Origin of the sequence: Bradyrhizobium sp. SPXBL-02, from assembly GCF_051853065.1 — a bacterium.
In the GTDB taxonomy this organism is placed as follows: Bacteria; Pseudomonadota; Alphaproteobacteria; order Rhizobiales; family Xanthobacteraceae; genus Bradyrhizobium.
In genome coordinates, this window is the sequence record NZ_CP182474.1 from 1,206,751 (window position 1) to 1,223,159 (window position 16,409).

14 protein-coding genes are annotated in these 16,409 nt (G+C 65.9%); 7 read left to right on the top strand and 7 right to left on the bottom strand.

The genetic code is table 11. The features are described from left to right. Nucleotides 1-142: 142 nt before the first annotated feature. Together ACNJYD_RS05670 and ACNJYD_RS05675 are read left to right on the top strand one after the other, a co-directional pair. Entirely contained in the window at nt 143-1,135 is a 993-nt protein-coding gene (locus ACNJYD_RS05670) for an SPFH domain-containing protein (protein ID WP_439365627.1), read from the top strand. Between the two features lie 25 nt (nt 1,136-1,160). Further along, nucleotides 1,161-1,604, top strand: coding sequence for an NfeD family protein (locus ACNJYD_RS05675; RefSeq protein WP_260381985.1), 444 nt, complete (start codon nt 1,161-1,163; stop codon nt 1,602-1,604). A 117-nt stretch (nt 1,605-1,721) separates the two neighbouring features. On the opposite strand, the gene ACNJYD_RS05680 is transcribed toward ACNJYD_RS05675, so the two are convergent. Continuing rightward, nucleotides 1,722-2,060, bottom strand: coding sequence for a winged helix-turn-helix transcriptional regulator (locus ACNJYD_RS05680; RefSeq protein ID WP_172785000.1), 339 nt, complete (start codon nt 2,058-2,060; stop codon nt 1,722-1,724). 95 nt (nt 2,061-2,155) lie between these two features. Here ACNJYD_RS05680 and ACNJYD_RS05685 point away from each other — a divergent pair, with 95 nt between their 5' ends. Next, entirely contained in the window at nt 2,156-2,707 is a 552-nt protein-coding gene (locus tag ACNJYD_RS05685) for a carboxymuconolactone decarboxylase family protein (protein WP_439367415.1), read from the top strand. A gap of 116 nt (nt 2,708-2,823) precedes the next feature. Here the strand turns inward: ACNJYD_RS05685 and ACNJYD_RS05690 are convergent, their stop codons facing one another. Further along, nucleotides 2,824-3,831: a KpsF/GutQ family sugar-phosphate isomerase gene (locus ACNJYD_RS05690; protein ID WP_439365628.1), complete on the bottom strand. Its 1,008-nt coding sequence runs from the start codon at nt 3,829-3,831 to the stop codon at nt 2,824-2,826. Nucleotides 3,832-4,022: 191 nt separating this feature from the next. Between ACNJYD_RS05690 and ACNJYD_RS05695 the strand changes: the two genes are divergently transcribed. Together ACNJYD_RS05695 and ACNJYD_RS05700 are read left to right on the top strand one after the other, a co-directional pair. Then, the gene (locus ACNJYD_RS05695) at nt 4,023-5,765 is read left to right on the top strand and encodes an outer membrane beta-barrel protein (RefSeq protein WP_439365629.1); all 1,743 of its coding nucleotides are present in this window, start codon (nt 4,023-4,025) and stop codon (nt 5,763-5,765) included. Nucleotides 5,766-5,777: 12 nt separating this feature from the next. After that, nucleotides 5,778-6,044, top strand: coding sequence for a hypothetical protein (locus ACNJYD_RS05700; RefSeq protein WP_212254084.1), 267 nt, complete (start codon nt 5,778-5,780; stop codon nt 6,042-6,044). A gap of 156 nt (nt 6,045-6,200) precedes the next feature. Here the strand turns inward: ACNJYD_RS05700 and ACNJYD_RS05705 are convergent, their stop codons facing one another. The 3 genes from ACNJYD_RS05705 to ACNJYD_RS05715 all read right to left on the bottom strand — a co-directional run bounded on the left by ACNJYD_RS05705 (nt 6,201) and on the right by ACNJYD_RS05715 (nt 13,036). Beyond that, nucleotides 6,201-7,652, bottom strand: coding sequence for a glutamate synthase subunit beta (locus tag ACNJYD_RS05705; protein ID WP_212254085.1), 1,452 nt, complete (start codon nt 7,650-7,652; stop codon nt 6,201-6,203). 146 nt (nt 7,653-7,798) lie between these two features. Continuing rightward, nucleotides 7,799-12,544 carry a glutamate synthase large subunit gene (gltB, locus tag ACNJYD_RS05710; protein WP_439365630.1) on the bottom strand — a complete coding sequence of 1,582 codons (4,746 nt, stop codon included), beginning with the start codon at nt 12,542-12,544 and terminating at the stop codon, nt 7,799-7,801. 315 nt (nt 12,545-12,859) lie between these two features. Further along, the gene (locus ACNJYD_RS05715) at nt 12,860-13,036 is read right to left on the bottom strand and encodes a hypothetical protein (RefSeq protein WP_439365631.1); all 177 of its coding nucleotides are present in this window, start codon (nt 13,034-13,036) and stop codon (nt 12,860-12,862) included. On the opposite strand from ACNJYD_RS05715, the gene ACNJYD_RS05720 reads away from it, so the two are divergent. Beyond that, nucleotides 13,035-13,793 (top strand): hypothetical protein, encoded by a 759-nt coding sequence (locus ACNJYD_RS05720; protein WP_439365632.1) that lies wholly within the window; start codon nt 13,035-13,037, stop codon nt 13,791-13,793. The two genes, ACNJYD_RS05715 and ACNJYD_RS05720, sit on opposite strands and share 2 nt — an antisense overlap. Nucleotides 13,794-13,855: 62 nt before the next feature. Here ACNJYD_RS05720 and ACNJYD_RS05725 read toward each other — a convergent pair whose 3' ends face one another. Beyond that, nucleotides 13,856-14,626 (bottom strand): alpha/beta fold hydrolase, encoded by a 771-nt coding sequence (locus ACNJYD_RS05725; protein WP_439365633.1) that lies wholly within the window; start codon nt 14,624-14,626, stop codon nt 13,856-13,858. 152 nt (nt 14,627-14,778) lie between these two features. Next, the gene (locus tag ACNJYD_RS05730) at nt 14,779-15,243 is read right to left on the bottom strand and encodes an Hsp20 family protein (RefSeq protein WP_439365634.1); all 465 of its coding nucleotides are present in this window, start codon (nt 15,241-15,243) and stop codon (nt 14,779-14,781) included. A 217-nt stretch (nt 15,244-15,460) separates the two neighbouring features. Between ACNJYD_RS05730 and ACNJYD_RS05735 the strand changes: the two genes are divergently transcribed. Further along, nucleotides 15,461-16,408, top strand: a complete 948-nt coding sequence (locus tag ACNJYD_RS05735; protein WP_172784992.1) for an alpha/beta fold hydrolase — start codon at nt 15,461-15,463, stop codon at nt 16,406-16,408. Nucleotide 16,409: the final 1 nt, after the last annotated feature.

Genomic DNA, 16,409 nt, shown 5'->3' on the forward strand with positions numbered 1-16,409 from the left:
ACCGTTCTCTTGCTGTGCGTCTTGTGCAGAATCGCGCCGGTACCGACGTTACTTGCGACCGCTGAACCGGTAAGGTCGTGATCCCGACCAATGACAGCGCGGGAAAGGGCTTTCCCGGCGTCTTGCCCGCCTTGGAGGAGAAATGAGCGGCTTCGACATTTTCGCGATCGTTCTGGTGTTGCTCGTCATCGTCACGCTGGTCGCCGGCGTGAAGACGGTGCCGCAGGGCTATGACTGGACCATCGAGCGGTTCGGCAAATACACCCAGACGCTGAGCCCCGGGCTCAATCTGATCGTGCCCTATTTCGATCGCGTCGGGCGCAAGATCAACATGATGGAGCAGGTGATCGACATTCCCGAGCAGGAGGTGATCACCAAGGACAACGCCACCGTGACGGTGGACGGCGTCGCCTTCTTCCAGGTGTTCGATGCCGCTAAGGCGAGCTACGAGGTCGCCAACCTGAACCAGGCGATCACGGTGCTCACAATGACCAACATTCGCTCGGTGATGGGCTCGATGGACCTCGACCAGGTGCTGTCGCACCGCGACGAGATCAACGAGCGGCTGCTCCGCGTGGTCGACGCCGCGGTCTCGCCCTGGGGCGTCAAGGTCAACCGCATCGAGATCAAGGACATCGTGCCGCCCGCTGACCTCGTCGAAGCCATGGGTCGGCAGATGAAGGCCGAGCGCGTCAAGCGCGCCGACATTCTCGCGGCCGAAGGCCAGCGCCAGTCCGAGATCCTGCGCGCCGAGGGCGCCAAGCAGGGCCAGATCCTCCAGGCCGAAGGCCGCCGCGAGGCCGCCTTCCGCGACGCCGAGGCGCGCGAGCGTCTCGCCGAGGCCGAAGCCAAGGCGACTCAAGTGGTGTCGGAAGCCATCTCCAAGGGCGACGTCGCCGCGTTGAACTATTTCATCGCCGACAAATATATCAAGGCGTTCGGCCAGTTCGCGGATGCGCCGAACCAGAAGATCATCATGCTGCCGGTGGAAGCCGTGAGCATGCTTGGCTCGCTCGCCGGTATCGGCGAGATCGCCAAGGCGACGTTCGGCGAGAGTGCCGCAGCCGCTGCCGCGCGCCGCGGCGGATCGGTCCCGTCGTCGGGTCCGATCCCGCCCGCAGTGCCGCCGCAATAACGGGGTATTTTACAGAGGTCGTGTCATGACCGACATGTTCGTATCGCTCGGCAACTGGAATTGGCTGATCTTCGGCTTCATCCTGATGGCGCTGGAGGTGCTGGCGCCGGGCATCTTCCTGTTCTGGCTCGGGCTGGCTGCGCTGCTGGTCGGCCTGATCTCGTTCGCGGCTGCCATCTCCTGGCAGATCCAGCTCGTGATGTTCGCGATCTTTGCCGCCGCTGCCGTGCCGGTCTGGCGCCACCTCGCCAAGCCGAAGCCGGATGCGAGCGCCAGCCCGTTCCTCAACAAGCGCACCGAAGCCTTGCTCGGCCGTGAGTTCACGCTGGAGAAGCCGATCATCGACGGCACCGGCACCGTGCGCATCGGCGACACGGTGTGGCGTGTTGCGGGCCCCGATACGCCGGCCGGCACGCGGGTGAAGGTGGTGCAGGTGGACGGCGCGAACCTGACCGTGGCGGCGGCTTAACCGCCGTCATTGCGAGGAGCCCTTGCGACGAAGCAATCCAGAATCTTTCCGCGGCGGCAGTCTGGATTGCTTCGCTTCGCTCGCAATGACGAGTTTGTTGAGACGGCGTCGCCGGACTTAGGCGCCGTTCTTGTTGCGCCATTTCTCCGCAAACCTGTGCAGCGGCATGAACGTCTCGCACAACTCCCGGCCCAGCGGCGTCAGTCCGTAACCTCCACCGGCACCCAGCTCTACGAAGCCCGCCTCGCGCAGCTCGGTCAGCCGTGCCTGCAGCACCGTGGGCGAGGCCTCGTCGCAGGCGCTGCGCAGGGCGCGCGAGGTGAGGGGCTCTTCGCGCAACTCCCACAGGATCCGCAAGGCCCAGCGGCGGCCGAGCAGGTCGAGCAGTGCCATGATCGGCCGCCCGGTGCGCGAGCCGCGGACGCTGCGTGTCGTCGAGCCGGCCTGTTTCGCCATCGTCGCCTCTTGCGTTGTGCTACAAATAATGTAGCGTATTGCTACGATAAATGTAGCAATGGAGACGGCCCATGTCTTCTGCCATGTCTGCTGCGATGTCCCAGGCCTCACCGCGCATCGCCCCGCTCTCGCCGCCTTATCCCCCGGAGATCCAGGCGCAATTCGACCGCATCATGCGCGGTGCGCCGCCGCTGGTGCTGTTCCGGGTGATGGCGGGCCATGGCCGGGCCTGGGACAAGTTTCGCGCCGGCGGCCTGCTTGATCCGGGGCCGCTCTCGCTGCGCCAGCGCGAGATCGTCATCGACCGCACCTGTGCGCTGAACGGATGCGAATACGAATGGGGCGTGCATGTCGCGATCTTTGCCGGGCCGGCGAAGCTCACCGCGGAGGAGGTGCATGCGACGGTGCTGGGTGATGCGACGTCGGCCTGCTGGTCGCCGGCCGAGCGGGCGCTGATCGCAGCCGTGGACGCGCTGCATCATCGCGCGACACTTACGGACGAGGAGTTCGCCGCGCTCTCCGTGCATTACGACGAGGCGCAGATCCTGGAGATCATGCTGTTGTGCGGCTTCTATCGCACGGTGTCGTATCTGGCGAAAGGGCTGCGCTTGCCGCTGGAGAAGAACGCGGCGCGGTTTCCGGCGTAGGTCTCTCCACCGTCATTGCGAGGAGCCCTTGCGAAGAAGCAATCCAGACTGTCTCCGCGGAGGCAGTCTGGATTGCTTCGCTGCGCTCGCAATGACGAGGTGAGAGGGCGCAAACCCTACGCCACGCCCGCGCGCAGCAGATCGTGCAGGTGCACGATCCCCACCACCTTGTTCGCTTCCGTCACCAGCAGCGTGGTGATCTTGCGCGTGTTCAGCACCTCGATCATCTCGGTCGCGAGCATCGAGGGCGGAACGGACTTGGGCTGCTTGGTCATGATCTCGTCGACGGTCACCGTCAAAAGATCGGGCCGCATGTGGCGGCGCAGATCGCCGTCGGTGATGATGCCGACGGCCTCGCCCGCATCGTTGACGATGCAGACGCAGCCGAGCCCCTTGGCCGACATCTCGACCACGGCTTCCGACATCTCGGTGCCGAGTGGCTTGAGCGGAATCTCCGCGCCGGTGCGCATGTAGTCGCGGACGAATTTCAGCATCGCGCCGAGCTTGCCGCCCGGGTGGAAATGCGCGAATTCCAGCGCCGTGAAGCCGCGGCCCTCGAGCAGCGCGATCGCTAGCGCGTCGCCGATCGCGGCCTGCATCAGCGTCGAGGTGGTCGGCGCCAGATTGTGCGGGCAGGCCTCGCGCGCCTTCGGCAGCTCGATGACGAGATCGGCGGCCTGGCCGAGCGACGACGAAGCGTTCGAGGTCACCGCGATCATGGGGATCGCGAAGCGCGCCGAATAGTTCACGAGGTTCTTCATCTCCGGCTGCTCGCCGGACCAGGACAGCGCCATGATGACGTCGTCGGGCGTGATCATGCCGAGGTCGCCATGGCCGGCTTCGGCGGCGTGCACGAAGAAGGCGGGCGTGCCGGTCGAGGCCAGGGTCGCTGCGATCTTGCGGCCCATATGGCCCGACTTGCCGAGGCCGGTGACGATGACGCGACCCTTGGCGTTGCGGATCAGTTCGACCGCCTTGGCGAAGGGCTCGCCCAGCGGGCCGCGCAGCGCGGCAGCGAGCGCGTTGATGCCGCCGCTCTCCGTCTCCAGGGTGCGGAGCGCGGATTCGATGCTATCGGGAATGGAGCCGGATGATTGGGTCATCAGCGGTTTCGAGCTCGGCATGGTCTGGTCCAGGGAAGGGGGGCGTTCGCCCATTGGCGCCTGCTTAGCACGCCCCGATCAGCGAGGCGACGCGCGCCCGAGCGCCCTCAACGGCTCATTAACCATAATTGTTTTAACTCCATTAACGATGGTTCCGGCCGGCCGGCGGGGATGATCGAGAAAGTATTTGATTTCGTTGGGGTAATTCCATCGTGGGGTCGTCTCCAGGCAGGGGCCGGAGCACTGTCGCGCATTTCCTGCGCGCCGCTTTGCCGTGCCTCGCGCTGACTGCCCTCGGAAGCAGCCCGGCGGCCGCCCAGAGCCTCACGCCCGACCTGTTCAATCCCAACCGCGGCGGCTTCGCCTCGCCCGATACGCTGCCGACCCGCCGCACCGCCGGCGTTCTGCAGGCGCCCTCCGACGCGTTGCCGAAACTGCCCGATCCCAATGCCGACCCGCGCCAGCGCCAGCAGACGCCGGCGAGCTCGCGTGTCGGTCAGGTCCCGACCTATGGCCTGCCCGCTGCCACCGGCGCGAGCGGCTCCGGCTACGATTCGCTCAACCGCAAGCGGCAGCAGCCCAAGCTCTATCCGGGCCAGCCGAAGCCGAAGCGCGCCGGTCCCGGTTCGCCGCCGCCACCCGCAACAACGCCGGCCACGACGCTCGGCCCACCGCGCATTGCGACGCCGCCGTCCGAGACCGCGCACAAGGTGCCGGTGCCGGCAGCGATGGCGGGCAACGCGCCCGGCCAGCCGCTGCGCCGCCGCCTCAAGGCCGATAACGATCCGTTCGGCGCGGTCGGCGATTATGCCGGCAGCTTCCTGATCAAGGGCGGGCTCGAGCTCTCCGCCGGCTACGACAGCAATCCGACGCGCCTCAACAAGCCGGTCGGCTCGCCCGCCTATGTGGTCGCGCCCGATCTGCTCGTGGTGTCCGATTGGGAGCGCCACGCGCTGGTCGCTGATCTGCGCGGCTCGTTCTCGGGCTACACCAACGACATGCCGGCGACGATCAACGGCTTCGCCTCGCCGTCGCCGGTTGAGGCCAACCGTCCCGATTTCAACGGCCATGTCGACGGCCGGCTCGACGTCACCCGCGATTTCAAGCTGACCTCGCAGCTGCGCCTGCGGCTCGCCACCGACAATCCCGGCAGCCCCAACGTGCAGGCCGGCCTGCAGAAATATCCTGTCTACGCTGCCTACGGCACGACGCTCGGCTTCGACCAGACCTTCAACCGCTTCCAGGTCGCCGCCGGCGCCACCATCGATCGCACCGCCTACACCGATTCCAAGCTCACCGATGGTTCGACCTTCAGCAACGACGACCGCAACTTCAACCAGTATGGCGGCGTCGGCCGCTTCTCCTACGACCTCAAGCCTGGCCTGAAACCCTTCGTCGAGGTCCAGGGCGACAGGCGCGTCCACGACCAAGCCGCCGACCGCAACGGCTACTTGCGCGATTCGAACGGCGGCTATGCCAAGGTCGGCTCGTCGTTCGAGTTCTCGCGCATCCTCACCGGCGAGATCTCGGTCGGCTATTCCGCGCGCAGCTACACCGACCCGCGCCTCAGCCGGCTCTCGGGCTTCCTCACCACGGGCTCCCTGATCTGGAGCGCCAGCGGCCTCACCACGGTGAAGTTCTTCACCGACACGCAGATCTCGGAGACCACGGTCCCCGGCTCCTCCGGCGTGCTGGTGCGCACCTACTCCGCCGAAGTCGACCACGACTTCCGCCGCTGGCTCACCGCGGTCGGCAAGTTCACCTACGGCACGCTCGACTACCAGGGCCAGAACCGCAACGACAAGACCTACTCGCTCGAAAGCAGCCTGATCTACAAGCTCAACCGCAACATCTGGGTCAAGGGCACGCTGCGCCACGACATCCTGGATTCGAACCAGCCGGGATCGAGCTCGCAGGGGACGGTGGTGATGCTGGGGGTGAGGCTGCAGAATTGAGGAGTAGCTACGATGGCAGCTCGAATTACTTTGGACATCAACTCGGCCGGTGAATTCGAGCTATGGCTTAATCCCGAAGGCCGAGACGTTCTTGTGAAGCAATTGCTGGCCCTGAGCGAGACCAAAGAGCACTTTCACTTGATGCCAAGTGAAGTTGCATCGGACGTTGAAGTTTCGACGCGACCCTATCGACCGAGCGACAAGCTTCTCGAATACGGCAAGGTGCTGTTCCGGCTTGACGAGTGGGACGCGCAGCACTTTCCGCACGTCTTGGAGTGAAGCCCGCCACCCACTCCGCTGTCATGCCCCGGCTTGACCGGGGCATCCAGTACGCCGCGGCCTATCGTTTCAATGACAACTCTCTCTGGAATACTGGATCGCCCGGTCAAGCCGGGCGATGACACCGTTTGCTGATCTGACGGCGGAGCAAAAGGCTCAGCGCGGCAGGTCCGTCTTCCCCATCAAAAACGTATCGATCGACCGCGCGCACAGCCGCCCCTCGCGAATCGCCCAGACCACCAGCGATTGGCCACGGCGCATGTCGCCGGCGGTGAACACGTTGGGGCGCGAGGTCTGGTAGTCCAGCGTGTTGGCCTTGACGTTGCCGCGCGGGTCGAGGTCGACCGCGAGCAGCTTCAGGAGGCCCTCGTGGACAGGGTGGACGAAGCCCATCGCGAGCAGGACGAGCTCGGCGTCGAGCTCGAACTCGGTGCCGGCGATCGGCTTGAACTTGTCGTCGACGCGCACGCAATGCAGCTTCTTGACCTGGCCGTTCTCGCCGGAGAATTTTTGGGTCAACACGGCGTATTCGCGCACCGCTCCTTCGGCCTGGCTCGAGGACGTCCGCATCTTCAGCGGCCAGTTCGGCCAGGTCAGGCCCTTGTTCTCGCGCTCAGGCGGAGCGGGCATGATCTCGAGCTGGGTCACCGAGAGCGCGCCCTGGCGCAGCGAGGTGCCGATGCAGTCCGAACCGGTGTCGCCGCCGCCGATGACGACGACGTGCCTGCCGCCCGCCAAAATCTCCTGGACGCCGCCGAGCGGCTCCTCGGAGACGCGGCGGTTCTGCTGCGGCAGGAAGTCCATGGCGTAGTGGATGCCGGCGAGCTCGCGGCCGGGGATCGGCAGGTCGCGCGGAGCCTCCGCGCCGCCGGTCAGCGCGACCGCGTCGTACTCGTTGAGCAGCTCGCGCGGATCGACATTGCCTTCAGCGCCGACGTGGCTGTTGTAGTGGAAGGTAACGCCTTCGGCTTCCATCTGCTTGACGCGGCGGTCGATGACACCCTTCTCCATCTTGAAGTCGGGGATGCCGTAGCGCAGCAGGCCGCCGGCCTTGGCGTACTTCTCGTAGAGGTGGACGTCGTGGCCGGCGCGCGCCAGCTGCTGCGCGCACGCCATGCCGGCCGGACCCGAGCCGATCACCGCGACCTTCTTGCCGGTCTTCTCCGCGGCCACTTCAGGCTTCAGCCAGCCATTGTCCCAGGCGCGGTCGACGATCGCGCATTCGATGGTCTTGATGGTGACCGGGTTGTCGTCGATGTTGAGCGTGCAGGAGGCTTCGCACGGCGCCGGACAAATGCGGCCCGTGAACTCCGGGAAATTGTTGGTCGAGTGCAGGTTGCGCGAGGCCTCTTCCCAATTGCCCTGGTAGACGAGATCGTTCCAGTCGGGAATCTGGTTGTTGACCGGGCAGCCCGGCGTGCCCGGCGCGACCGAGCCGGTGCCGTGGCAATAGGGAATGCCGCAGTTCATGCAGCGCGCGGCCTGGTCGCGCACCTCCTTCTCGGAGAGCGGAACGACGAATTCCTTGTAATGCTTCACGCGCTCGGCGACCGGGCTGTACTTGCGGTCGTGCCGTTCGATTTCCAGAAAACCCGTGATCTTGCCCATTAAACCCGAAGTCCCTGCCGCTTAAGTTCGTTCCGTTTCTTACTCGCCGTCATTGCGAGGAGCTCTTGCGACGAAGCAATCCAGTCTGTTTCCGCGGAGAGTTTCTGGATTGCTTCGCTGCGCTCGCAATGACGGGATGTGATGCCCTACGCCCCGATCGCGATTTTCGGCTCGGCGTCCGCGTTGGCCGCCATTTCGCGCAGCGCGCGCCGGTACTCGACCGGCATCACCTTGCGGAATTTGGGCAGCCAATCCTTCCAATTGGCGAGGATCTCGGCGGCGCGCTTGGAGCCGGTTGCCTTGGCGTGGCGCGAGATCAGGACGTGCAGCCGCTCGACGTCGGAGGCGAGCAGGTTCTTGAACACGTCGACCCGGCCATGCGCCTCGAGATCGCCGGCATGGTTGTAGGTGCCGGCGTTGATCAGCTCCTCCGACAGCACCGGCTCGAGCTCGACCATGCTGAGGTTGCACAGCTTGTCGAAGTCGCCGGCCTCGTCGAGCACGTAGGCGATGCCGCCGGACATGCCGGCCGCGAAGTTGCGCCCGGTCTTGCCGAGTACGACCACGATGCCGCCGGTCATGTATTCGCAGCAATGATCGCCCGCGCCCTCGACCACGGCGACCGCGCCCGAGTTGCGCACGGCAAAACGCTCGCCGGCGATGCCGCGGAAGTAGCACTCGCCCTCGATCGCGCCGTACATCACGGTGTTGCCGACGATGATGCTCTCTTCCGGCACGATGGCGGAGTTCCTCGGCGGCTTGACGATGATCTTGCCGCCCGAGAGGCCCTTGCCGACATAGTCGTTGCCTTCACCTTCGAGCTCGAAGGTGACGCCGTGGGCGAGCCAGGCACCGAAGGCCTGGCCGGCGGTGCCCTTGAGGCTGACATGGATGGTGTCGTGCGGCAGGCCGGCATGGCCGTAGATCTTGGCGACCGCGCCGGATAGCATCGCGCCGGCGGAGCGGTTGGTGCTGTTGATCGCGGCCTCGATCTTCACCGGCGCGCCGCGGTCGAGCGCAGGCGTTGCCTGCTCGATCAGCGAGCGGTCGAGCACCGCCTCCAGATGATGGTTCTGGCGCTCGGAGTGATAGATCTTCTGGCCCTTCTCTTCCTTCTGCTTGACGAACAGCTTGGAGAAATCGAGGCCCTTGGCCTTCCAATGCGCAACCAGCTTGGTCTGGTCGAGCAGCTGAACCTGGCCGACCATCTCGTTGAAGGTGCGGAAGCCGAGGCTCGCCATGATCTCGCGGACTTCTTCGGCGACGAAGAAGAAGTAGTTGATCACGTGCTCGGGTTGGCCGGTGAAGCGCTTGCGCAGCACCGGATCCTGGGTCGCGACGCCGACCGGGCAGGTGTTGAGGTGGCACTTGCGCATCATGATGCAGCCGGCCGCGATCAGCGGCGCGGTGGCGAAGCCGAACTCGTCGGCGCCCAGCAGCGCGCCGATCACGACGTCACGGCCGGTGCGGAAGCCGCCGTCGACCTGGACCACGATGCGGCTGCGCAGCCGCTCGCGCACCAGGGTCTGGTGGGTTTCGGCGAGCCCGATTTCCCACGGCGATCCGGCATGCTTGATCGAGGTCAGCGGCGAAGCGCCAGTGCCGCCCTCGAAGCCCGCGATGGTGACATGGTCGGCGCGCGCCTTGGCGACACCCGCGGCGACCGTGCCGACGCCGATCTCGGAGACCAGCTTGACCGAAACGTCGCCCGTCGGGTTGACGTTCTTGAGGTCGTAGATGAGCTGCGCCAGGTCCTCGATCGAGTAGATGTCGTGGTGCGGCGGCGGCGAGATCAGGCCGACGCCCGGCGTCGAGTGTCGCACCCTGGCGATGGTGGCATCGACCTTGTGGCCGGGCAGCTGGCCGCCTTCGCCGGGCTTGGCACCCTGCGCCATCTTGATCTGCATCATGTCGGAGTTGACGAGATACTCCGTGGTGACGCCGAACCGGCCCGAGGCGACCTGCTTGATCGCCGAGCGCATGGAATCGCCGTTCGGCATCGGCTTGAAGCGGTCGGCTTCCTCGCCGCCTTCGCCGGTGTTCGACTTGCCGCCGATCCGGTTCATTGCGATCGCGAGCGTGGTGTGCGCCTCGCGCGAGATCGAGCCGAAGCTCATCGCACCCGTGGCGAAGCGCTTGACGATGTCCTTGGCCGGCTCGACCTGGTCGAGCGGCACAGGCTTGCGCTTCTCCTCCTCCGCGCTCTTGATCCGGAACAGGCCGCGCAGCGTCAGCAGGCGCTCCGACTGCTCGTTCAGGATCTTGGCGAAGGCGCGGTAACGCTCCTGCGAATTGCCGCGCGCGGCGTGCTGCAGCAGCGACACCGACTCGGCAGTCCAGGCATGGTCCTCGCCGCGGCTGCGATAGGCATATTCGCCGCCGACGTCGAGCGCGGTCTTGTAGACCTGCGCCTCACCGAACGCGTCGGCATGACGGCGCACGGCTTCTTCCGCGATCTCGGCGAGGCCGACGCCTTCGACGCGGGTATGCGTGCCGGCGAAGAACTTCGACACGAAGTCGGCCTTGAGGCCGACGGCGTCGAAGATCTGCGCGCCGCAATAGGACTGGTAGGTCGAGATGCCCATCTTGGACATCACCTTGAGCAGGCCCTTTCCGATCGACTTGATGTAGCGCTTGACGATCTCATAGTCGTCGAGCGAGCCGGGCAGGCGGTCCTTCATCGCGATGATGGTTTCGAACGCGAGGTACGGATTGATCGCTTCGGCACCGTAGCCGGCAAGGCAGGCGAAGTGATGCACTTCGCGCGGCTCGCCGGATTCGACGACGAGGCCGACCGAGGTGCGCAGTCCGACGCGGATTAGGTGATGATGCACGGCGGCGCAGGCGAGCAGTGCCGGGATCGGCACGCGGTCGGTGCCGACCATGCGGTCGGACAGGATGATGATGTTGACGCCCTCGCGCACCGCGCTTTCGGCGCGCGCGCAGAGCTCGTCGAGAACCTGGTCCATGCCGGCCGCGCCGAGACCGGCGTGGAAGGTGGTGTCCAGCGTGCGCGACTTGAAGTGCGACTCCGCCACCTCCGAGATCGAGCGGATCTTTTCCAGGTCCGCGTCGGTCAGGATCGGCTGGCGCACTTCGAGGCGCTTGGTGGTGGCCATGCCCTGCAGGTCGAACAGGTTCGGCCGCGGCCCGATGATCGAGACGAGGCTCATCACCAGCTCCTCGCGGATCGGGTCGATCGGCGGGTTGGTGACCTGCGCGAAGTTCTGCTTGAAGTAGGTGAACAGCGGCTTGGCCTTGTCCGACAGCGCCGAGATCGGCGTGTCGTTGCCCATCGAGCCCGCGGCTTCCTCGCCGGTGGCCGCCATCGGCGTCATCAGGATGGTGATGTCTTCCTGGCTGTAGCCGAATGCCTGCTGGCGATCGAGCAGCGACAGGTTCGAGCGCACGCCTGTCGTCGGCACCTTCGGCAGGTCTTCGAGCACGATCTGGGTCCGCTCCAGCCACTCCTTGTAGGGATGGCTGGCGGCAAGCGAAGCCTTGATCTCGTCGTCCGGGATCAGGCGGCCCTGCTCGAGGTCGACCAGCAGCATCTTGCCGGGCTGCAGCCGCCACTTGGTGATGATCTGGTCCTCGGGGATCGTCAGCACGCCCATCTCGGACGCCATGACGATGCGATCGTCCTTGGTGACGAGATAGCGCGCCGGCCTGAGGCCGTTGCGGTCGAGCGTGGCGCCGATCTGACGGCCGTCGGTGAAGGCGATCGCGGCGGGGCCGTCCCACGGCTCCATCAGCGCGGCATGATATTCGTAGAAGGCGCGGCGCTTCTCATCCATCAAGGGATTGCCGGCCCACGCCTCCGGAATCATCATCATCACGGCATGCGGCAGCGAGTAGCCGCCCTGCACCAGGAATTCGAGCGCGTTGTCGAAGCAGGCGGTGTCCGACTGTCCCTCGTAGGAGATCGGCCACAGCCGGTTGATGTCCTTGCCGTAGAGCTCGGAGCTCACCGAGGCCTGGCGCGCCGCCATCCAGTTGACGTTGCCGCGCAGCGTGTTGATCTCGCCGTTATGCGCGATCATGCGGTAGGGATGCGCCAGCGACCACGCCGGGAAGGTGTTGGTCGAGAAGCGCTGATGCACCAGCGCCAGCGCGCTCTCGAAATCCTTCTCGTGCAGATCGGGATAGTACTTGCCGAGCTGGTCGGCGAGGAACATGCCCTTGTAGATCACGGTGCGGCAGGACATCGAGCACGGGTAATAGCCGGCGAGGCCGCGGTCGCGGCGCTGGTAGATCGCCTGCGAGATCGACTTGCGCAGGATGTAGAGCCGGCGTTCGAACTCATCCTCGGTCTTGGCGGTGCCGTTGCGGCCGATGAACACCTGCATGCAGGCGGGCTCGGTCGGCTTCACGGTGACGCCGAGCGAGGAATTGTCGGTCGGCACGTCGCGCCAGCCGAGCAGGGTGAGGCCCTCTTCCTTGATCTGGTCGGCGATGATGCTCTTGATGACGTTGCGCCAGGCGGTGTCGCGCGGCATGAACAGCGCGCCGATGGCGTATTCGCCGGGCTGCGGCAGCGTGAAGCCGAGCTCCCCAGCCTTGCGGCTGAAGAAGGCGTGCGGGATCTGCACCAGAATGCCGGCGCCGTCACCGGCGCGCGGGTCGGCGCCGACGGCGCCGCGATGCTCGAGGTTGCAGAGGATGCTCAGCGCGTCCGAGACGATCTCGTGCGACTTCTTGCCCTTGATGTTGGCAATGAAGCCGACGCCGCAAGAATCCTTCTCCAGGCTCGGATCGTACAGGCCTTCGGCTTGGGGGCGCGAATTGTGCTCTTGAATCGGTGAGGTGATCGGATCGGTCGTTTTCGAGGCGACCGTCGCCGACAGCTCTTCTGCCACGATGTTTGCGCGCTCGAATTGCGACCCGTTCATTGTTCCTGTCCTCTCCATGCGGCAAGCTGCCTCACCGCCATCTTCGGCGCACCTTCGGCGTCCCGCGGCACCCGATCCTGGGCCACCGCTCGTCCTCTGCGAGCCGCATTTTCTTAAATTCAGGCCTAGGCGTTCTTCGTCCCCGAGAACGGCTTTGCCTGGTACCTTGCCGGCGCTCGAGAGCACCAGTTCTCGCTGCAATCCCTATGCCGGAACCGCAGGCAAAATGAGACAGTCTTCCTGTCCTAACCATCACCTTGCCAAATTTTTGTCTAGCACACAAGCGCGCGGAAGTCCCGATTCCGCAGAAGTCAATCAATCGCTTTCCAAAAGTTGCGCGGCCCCGGTTTTGAGGCAAACGCGCCCTGATCCGGCCCCGGCGGCGCCGAAATCCCCAATGAAGCTTCGGATCAACCCTTCGGAAGGCGCGCCACGCCGCGAGAAGCGAAAGAGGGCGGCCACCGGGGGGCCTGACAGGAGCGTCTCGATCATGAAGTTTTTCACAAGATGTGTGGCGGCCGCCGCGCTGGCGCTGGCTGCCGGTGCGGGGCATGCCCAGGTTCCCGCGAGCGGTATTGCGAGAGGGGCCGTCATCGCGGTGTCGGATTTCGACGGGCCCTACGCCCCGCCGGAGGTCGCTCCGCCGCCGCGCTACGGTTACGGCTACGAGGAACGCGGCCCGGCGCTGGCCGTGTTGCCGCCGACCGAGGTCTACGCCGTGCTGCGCGAAAACGGCTTCTCGCCGCTCGGCATTCCGCGCCTGCGCGGCAGCGTCTACACCATCGCGGTGATCGACAGAAGCGGCGACGATGGCCGGCTGGTGATCGACGCCCGCGATGGGCGGATCATCCGCTTCATGCCCGCCGCTGATGCCTATGGCATGGCGCCGGCCTATGACGAACGCCGGGTCGCGCCCTACGGGCCACAAACCGCGCTGCCGCCGCCGACCGTGATCCGCAGCGGTCCGCCGCGCCCGCCGGCGTCGATCCCGCATGTGGCAAGCCGCGCCGTGCCGCTGCCCAAGCCCGCCCCGCGGCGCGCCGAGACGCCGATCGCTGCGAAGCCGGCCGAGCCCGCGGCGCAGCAGGTGCAGGCAGTGCAGGCCCAGCCCGCGCAGCAAGCTGCCGTGGTGCAAGCCAAGCCGGCCGAGGCCGCACCGCAAGCTGCCGCGCCAACCGTGGGTCAGGCCAGGCTGGCCCCAACGATCCTGCCGACGCAGGACATGCCCGCCGCGCAGGGGCTGGACTAGGCGTCAGCAAACGGAAAGCGCCCGAGAACCCCTCGGGCGCTTTTGCGTGAAATGACTGCGCGTCAGCTCCGCGGATACCCCGCCGCATCCAGGATCAGATTCGCCACCTCCTTAGGGTGCGACACCAGCGAGAGGTGGCCGGCATCGAGCTCGATCGTGGTGGCGTTGATGCGCTTGGCGAGGAAGCGCTCGAAATCGGGGTTGATGGTGTAGTCGTTCTTCGACACCGCGTACCAGCTCGGCTTGGAGCGCCAGGCCGCTTCCGTGGTGCGGCCGGCGAAGATCGAGGCCGCGGTCGGCCATTGCACGGCGTAGAGCTCCTTGGCCTGCTCCGGCTTCACGCCGTTGGCGAAGTACTTCAGGAAGGCCTCTTCCGAGAGCTTAGTGTAGCCGTCGCGCTCGACGATGCCGGCGCGCGCCGGCCCGGCCGGAAACTGCTTCGACAGCGCGACGAAATCCTCGTTCGCATCGGGCGCGCGTGCGGCGACGTAAACGAGGCCGGTGACCTTCGGGTCGGTGCCGACCTGGCTGATCACGGTGCCGCCCCAGGAATGCGCGACCAGCACGGTCGGCCCGTCCTGCTCGGCCAGCGCCCGCTTGGTCGCTTCGACGGAGTCCGCGAGCGAGGACAGCGGATTCTGCACGGCCGTCACATGCAGGCCTGCAGCCTGCAGGATCGGGATCACCTCCGACCAGCTCGAGCCGTCGGCCCAGGCACCGTGCACCAGCACGACGTTCTTCGCCTTCACCGTCTGCGGTGTCTGCGCATGAGCAAGGCTGAGGGGAGCCGCCAAAAGGCTCGCGGCGACGAAAAGGCTGCGCCAGAGTGACATGATCTTTCTCCGTCTTGTTTGGGGTCGATGCCCAAAGGACGGCGCGCGAGGCCGCAGCGTTACGCCTTCACCGTTCTGTGATGCAGTGCAAAAAAACGCCCCGGGCACCGGGGCGTTTTCGCAACCTGGAAGTCGTTTCGGTTGTTGCCTGGTTAGGCGGCCTGCGCGGCCGAGTTCTCGATCACCTGCGCCTTTGCGCCGGCGTTGATCGCGATCTGGCGCGGCTTCTTGGCCTCGGGAATCTCGCGGACGAGGTCGACGTGAAGCAGCCCGTTCTCGAGCGAAGCGTCCTTCACCTGCACGAAGTCGGCAAGCTGGAAGGCGCGCTCGAAGGCACGCGCGGCGATGCCGCGGTAGAGCACTTCGGATTTCGAGTTCTCGCTCGCGACCTTCTCGCCCTTGATCGTCAGGGTGTTTTCCTTCGCGACGATGGAGAGCTCATCCTTGGCAAAGCCCGAGACCGCAACGGTGATGCGGTAGGCATTCTCGCCGGTGCGCTCGATGTTGTAGGGGGGATAACCGGGGCTGCCGTCGGAGCTGGCCTGATCGAGCAGGTTGAAGAGGCGGTCGAAGCCGACGGTGGAACGATAGAACGGAGTGAGATCGTAGCTACGCATGGTCAAGTCCTCCATTGAGCGACTGTTGGTAACCCGCCCGCCAATCGGGCCGGGCTTTAGTCTGTGTGCAGCCTGATGTTCCGGTTCCGAAACACTGGTAGCGGCCTGCACGAAGGTGATATGGGTGGAACGAGACGGCGTTCAAGAGGGCGGGACAGGCGCCTTTTCGGCGCTTTGGCCCCTTGAATTGCAGCACTTCCCGCCCAAGCACGCCCAAATGACGCTGGTCTCGATTCCCGCCAATCCCGTCCCCGAAAACGTCGTCAGCGGCACCATCAAGACCCCTGATGGCGTCGAGCTGCGCTTTGCGCGCTGGGCGCCGCCGGCGAACCGCAAGGGTACGGTCTGCGTCTTCACCGGGCGCAGCGAGCAGATCGAGAAATATTTCGAGACCGTGCGCGACCTGCGCGACCGCGGCTTTGCGGTGGCGATGATCGACTGGCGCGGGCAGGGGCACTCGTCGCGCCGCCTGCGCGATCCGCGCAAGGGCTATGTGCGCGACTTCGCCGATTTCGAGATCGACGTCGAGACCTTCGTGCAGCAGGTGGTACTGCCGGATTGCCCGCCGCCGTTCTTCGCGCTGGCCCACTCCATGGGCGGCACGGTGCTGCTGCGGGTGGCCCATGCCGGCAAGCGCTGGTTCGACCGCATGGTGCTGTCCGCGCCGATGATCGACCTGCCCGGGCGCACCACCTCGCTGCCGGTGCGTGCGCTGCTCAAGACGATGCGCCTGCTGGGGCAGGGCGGCCGCTACGTTCCCGGCGGCAGCGACCGCCTCACCGGGCTCGAACCCTTCATCAACAACCCCTTGACCAGCGATCCCGTCCGCTATGCGCGCAATGCCGCGATCCTGGAGGAAGACCCGACGCTCGGACTGGCCTCGCCGACCGTCGCCTGGGCCGATACCGCCTTTCGGGCCATGCACACCTTCAAGCGCGTGAACTACCCCTCGCAGATCCGCCAGCCGATCCTGATGCTGGCGGCCTCCAACGACGCCGTGGTCTCGACCGCGGCGATCGAGGAATTCGCCTATCACTTGCGCGCCGGCTCCCATCTCGTGATCGCCGGCGCCAAGCACGAGATCCTCCAGGAGCAGGACCGCTACCGCGCCCAGTTCTGGGCCGCCTTCGACGCCTTCGTGCCGGGCACGCCGCTGTTCAAGTGAG

Bases quoted from the DNA above. Each gene is read 5' to 3' on its own strand.
- ACNJYD_RS05670 (WP_439365627.1), top strand. From the start codon at position 143: ATGAGCGGCTTCGACATTTTCGCGATCGTTCTGGTGTTGCTCGTCATC.
- ACNJYD_RS05675 (WP_260381985.1), top strand. From the start codon at position 1,161: ATGACCGACATGTTCGTATCGCTCGGCAACTGGAATTGGCTGATCTTC.
- ACNJYD_RS05680 (WP_172785000.1), bottom strand. From the start codon at position 2,060: ATGGCGAAACAGGCCGGCTCGACGACACGCAGCGTCCGCGGCTCGCGC.
- ACNJYD_RS05685 (WP_439367415.1), top strand. From the start codon at position 2,156: ATGTCCCAGGCCTCACCGCGCATCGCCCCGCTCTCGCCGCCTTATCCC.
- ACNJYD_RS05690 (WP_439365628.1), bottom strand. From the start codon at position 3,831: ATGCCGAGCTCGAAACCGCTGATGACCCAATCATCCGGCTCCATTCCC.
- ACNJYD_RS05700 (WP_212254084.1), top strand. From the start codon at position 5,778: ATGGCAGCTCGAATTACTTTGGACATCAACTCGGCCGGTGAATTCGAG.
- ACNJYD_RS05705 (WP_212254085.1), bottom strand. From the start codon at position 7,652: ATGGGCAAGATCACGGGTTTTCTGGAAATCGAACGGCACGACCGCAAG.
- gltB (WP_439365630.1), bottom strand. From the start codon at position 12,544: ATGAACGGGTCGCAATTCGAGCGCGCAAACATCGTGGCAGAAGAGCTG.
- ACNJYD_RS05720 (WP_439365632.1), top strand. From the start codon at position 13,035: ATGAAGTTTTTCACAAGATGTGTGGCGGCCGCCGCGCTGGCGCTGGCT.
- ACNJYD_RS05715 (WP_439365631.1), bottom strand. From the start codon at position 13,036: ATGATCGAGACGCTCCTGTCAGGCCCCCCGGTGGCCGCCCTCTTTCGC.
- ACNJYD_RS05725 (WP_439365633.1), bottom strand. From the start codon at position 14,626: ATGTCACTCTGGCGCAGCCTTTTCGTCGCCGCGAGCCTTTTGGCGGCT.
- ACNJYD_RS05730 (WP_439365634.1), bottom strand. From the start codon at position 15,243: ATGCGTAGCTACGATCTCACTCCGTTCTATCGTTCCACCGTCGGCTTC.
- ACNJYD_RS05735 (WP_172784992.1), top strand. From the start codon at position 15,461: ATGACGCTGGTCTCGATTCCCGCCAATCCCGTCCCCGAAAACGTCGTC.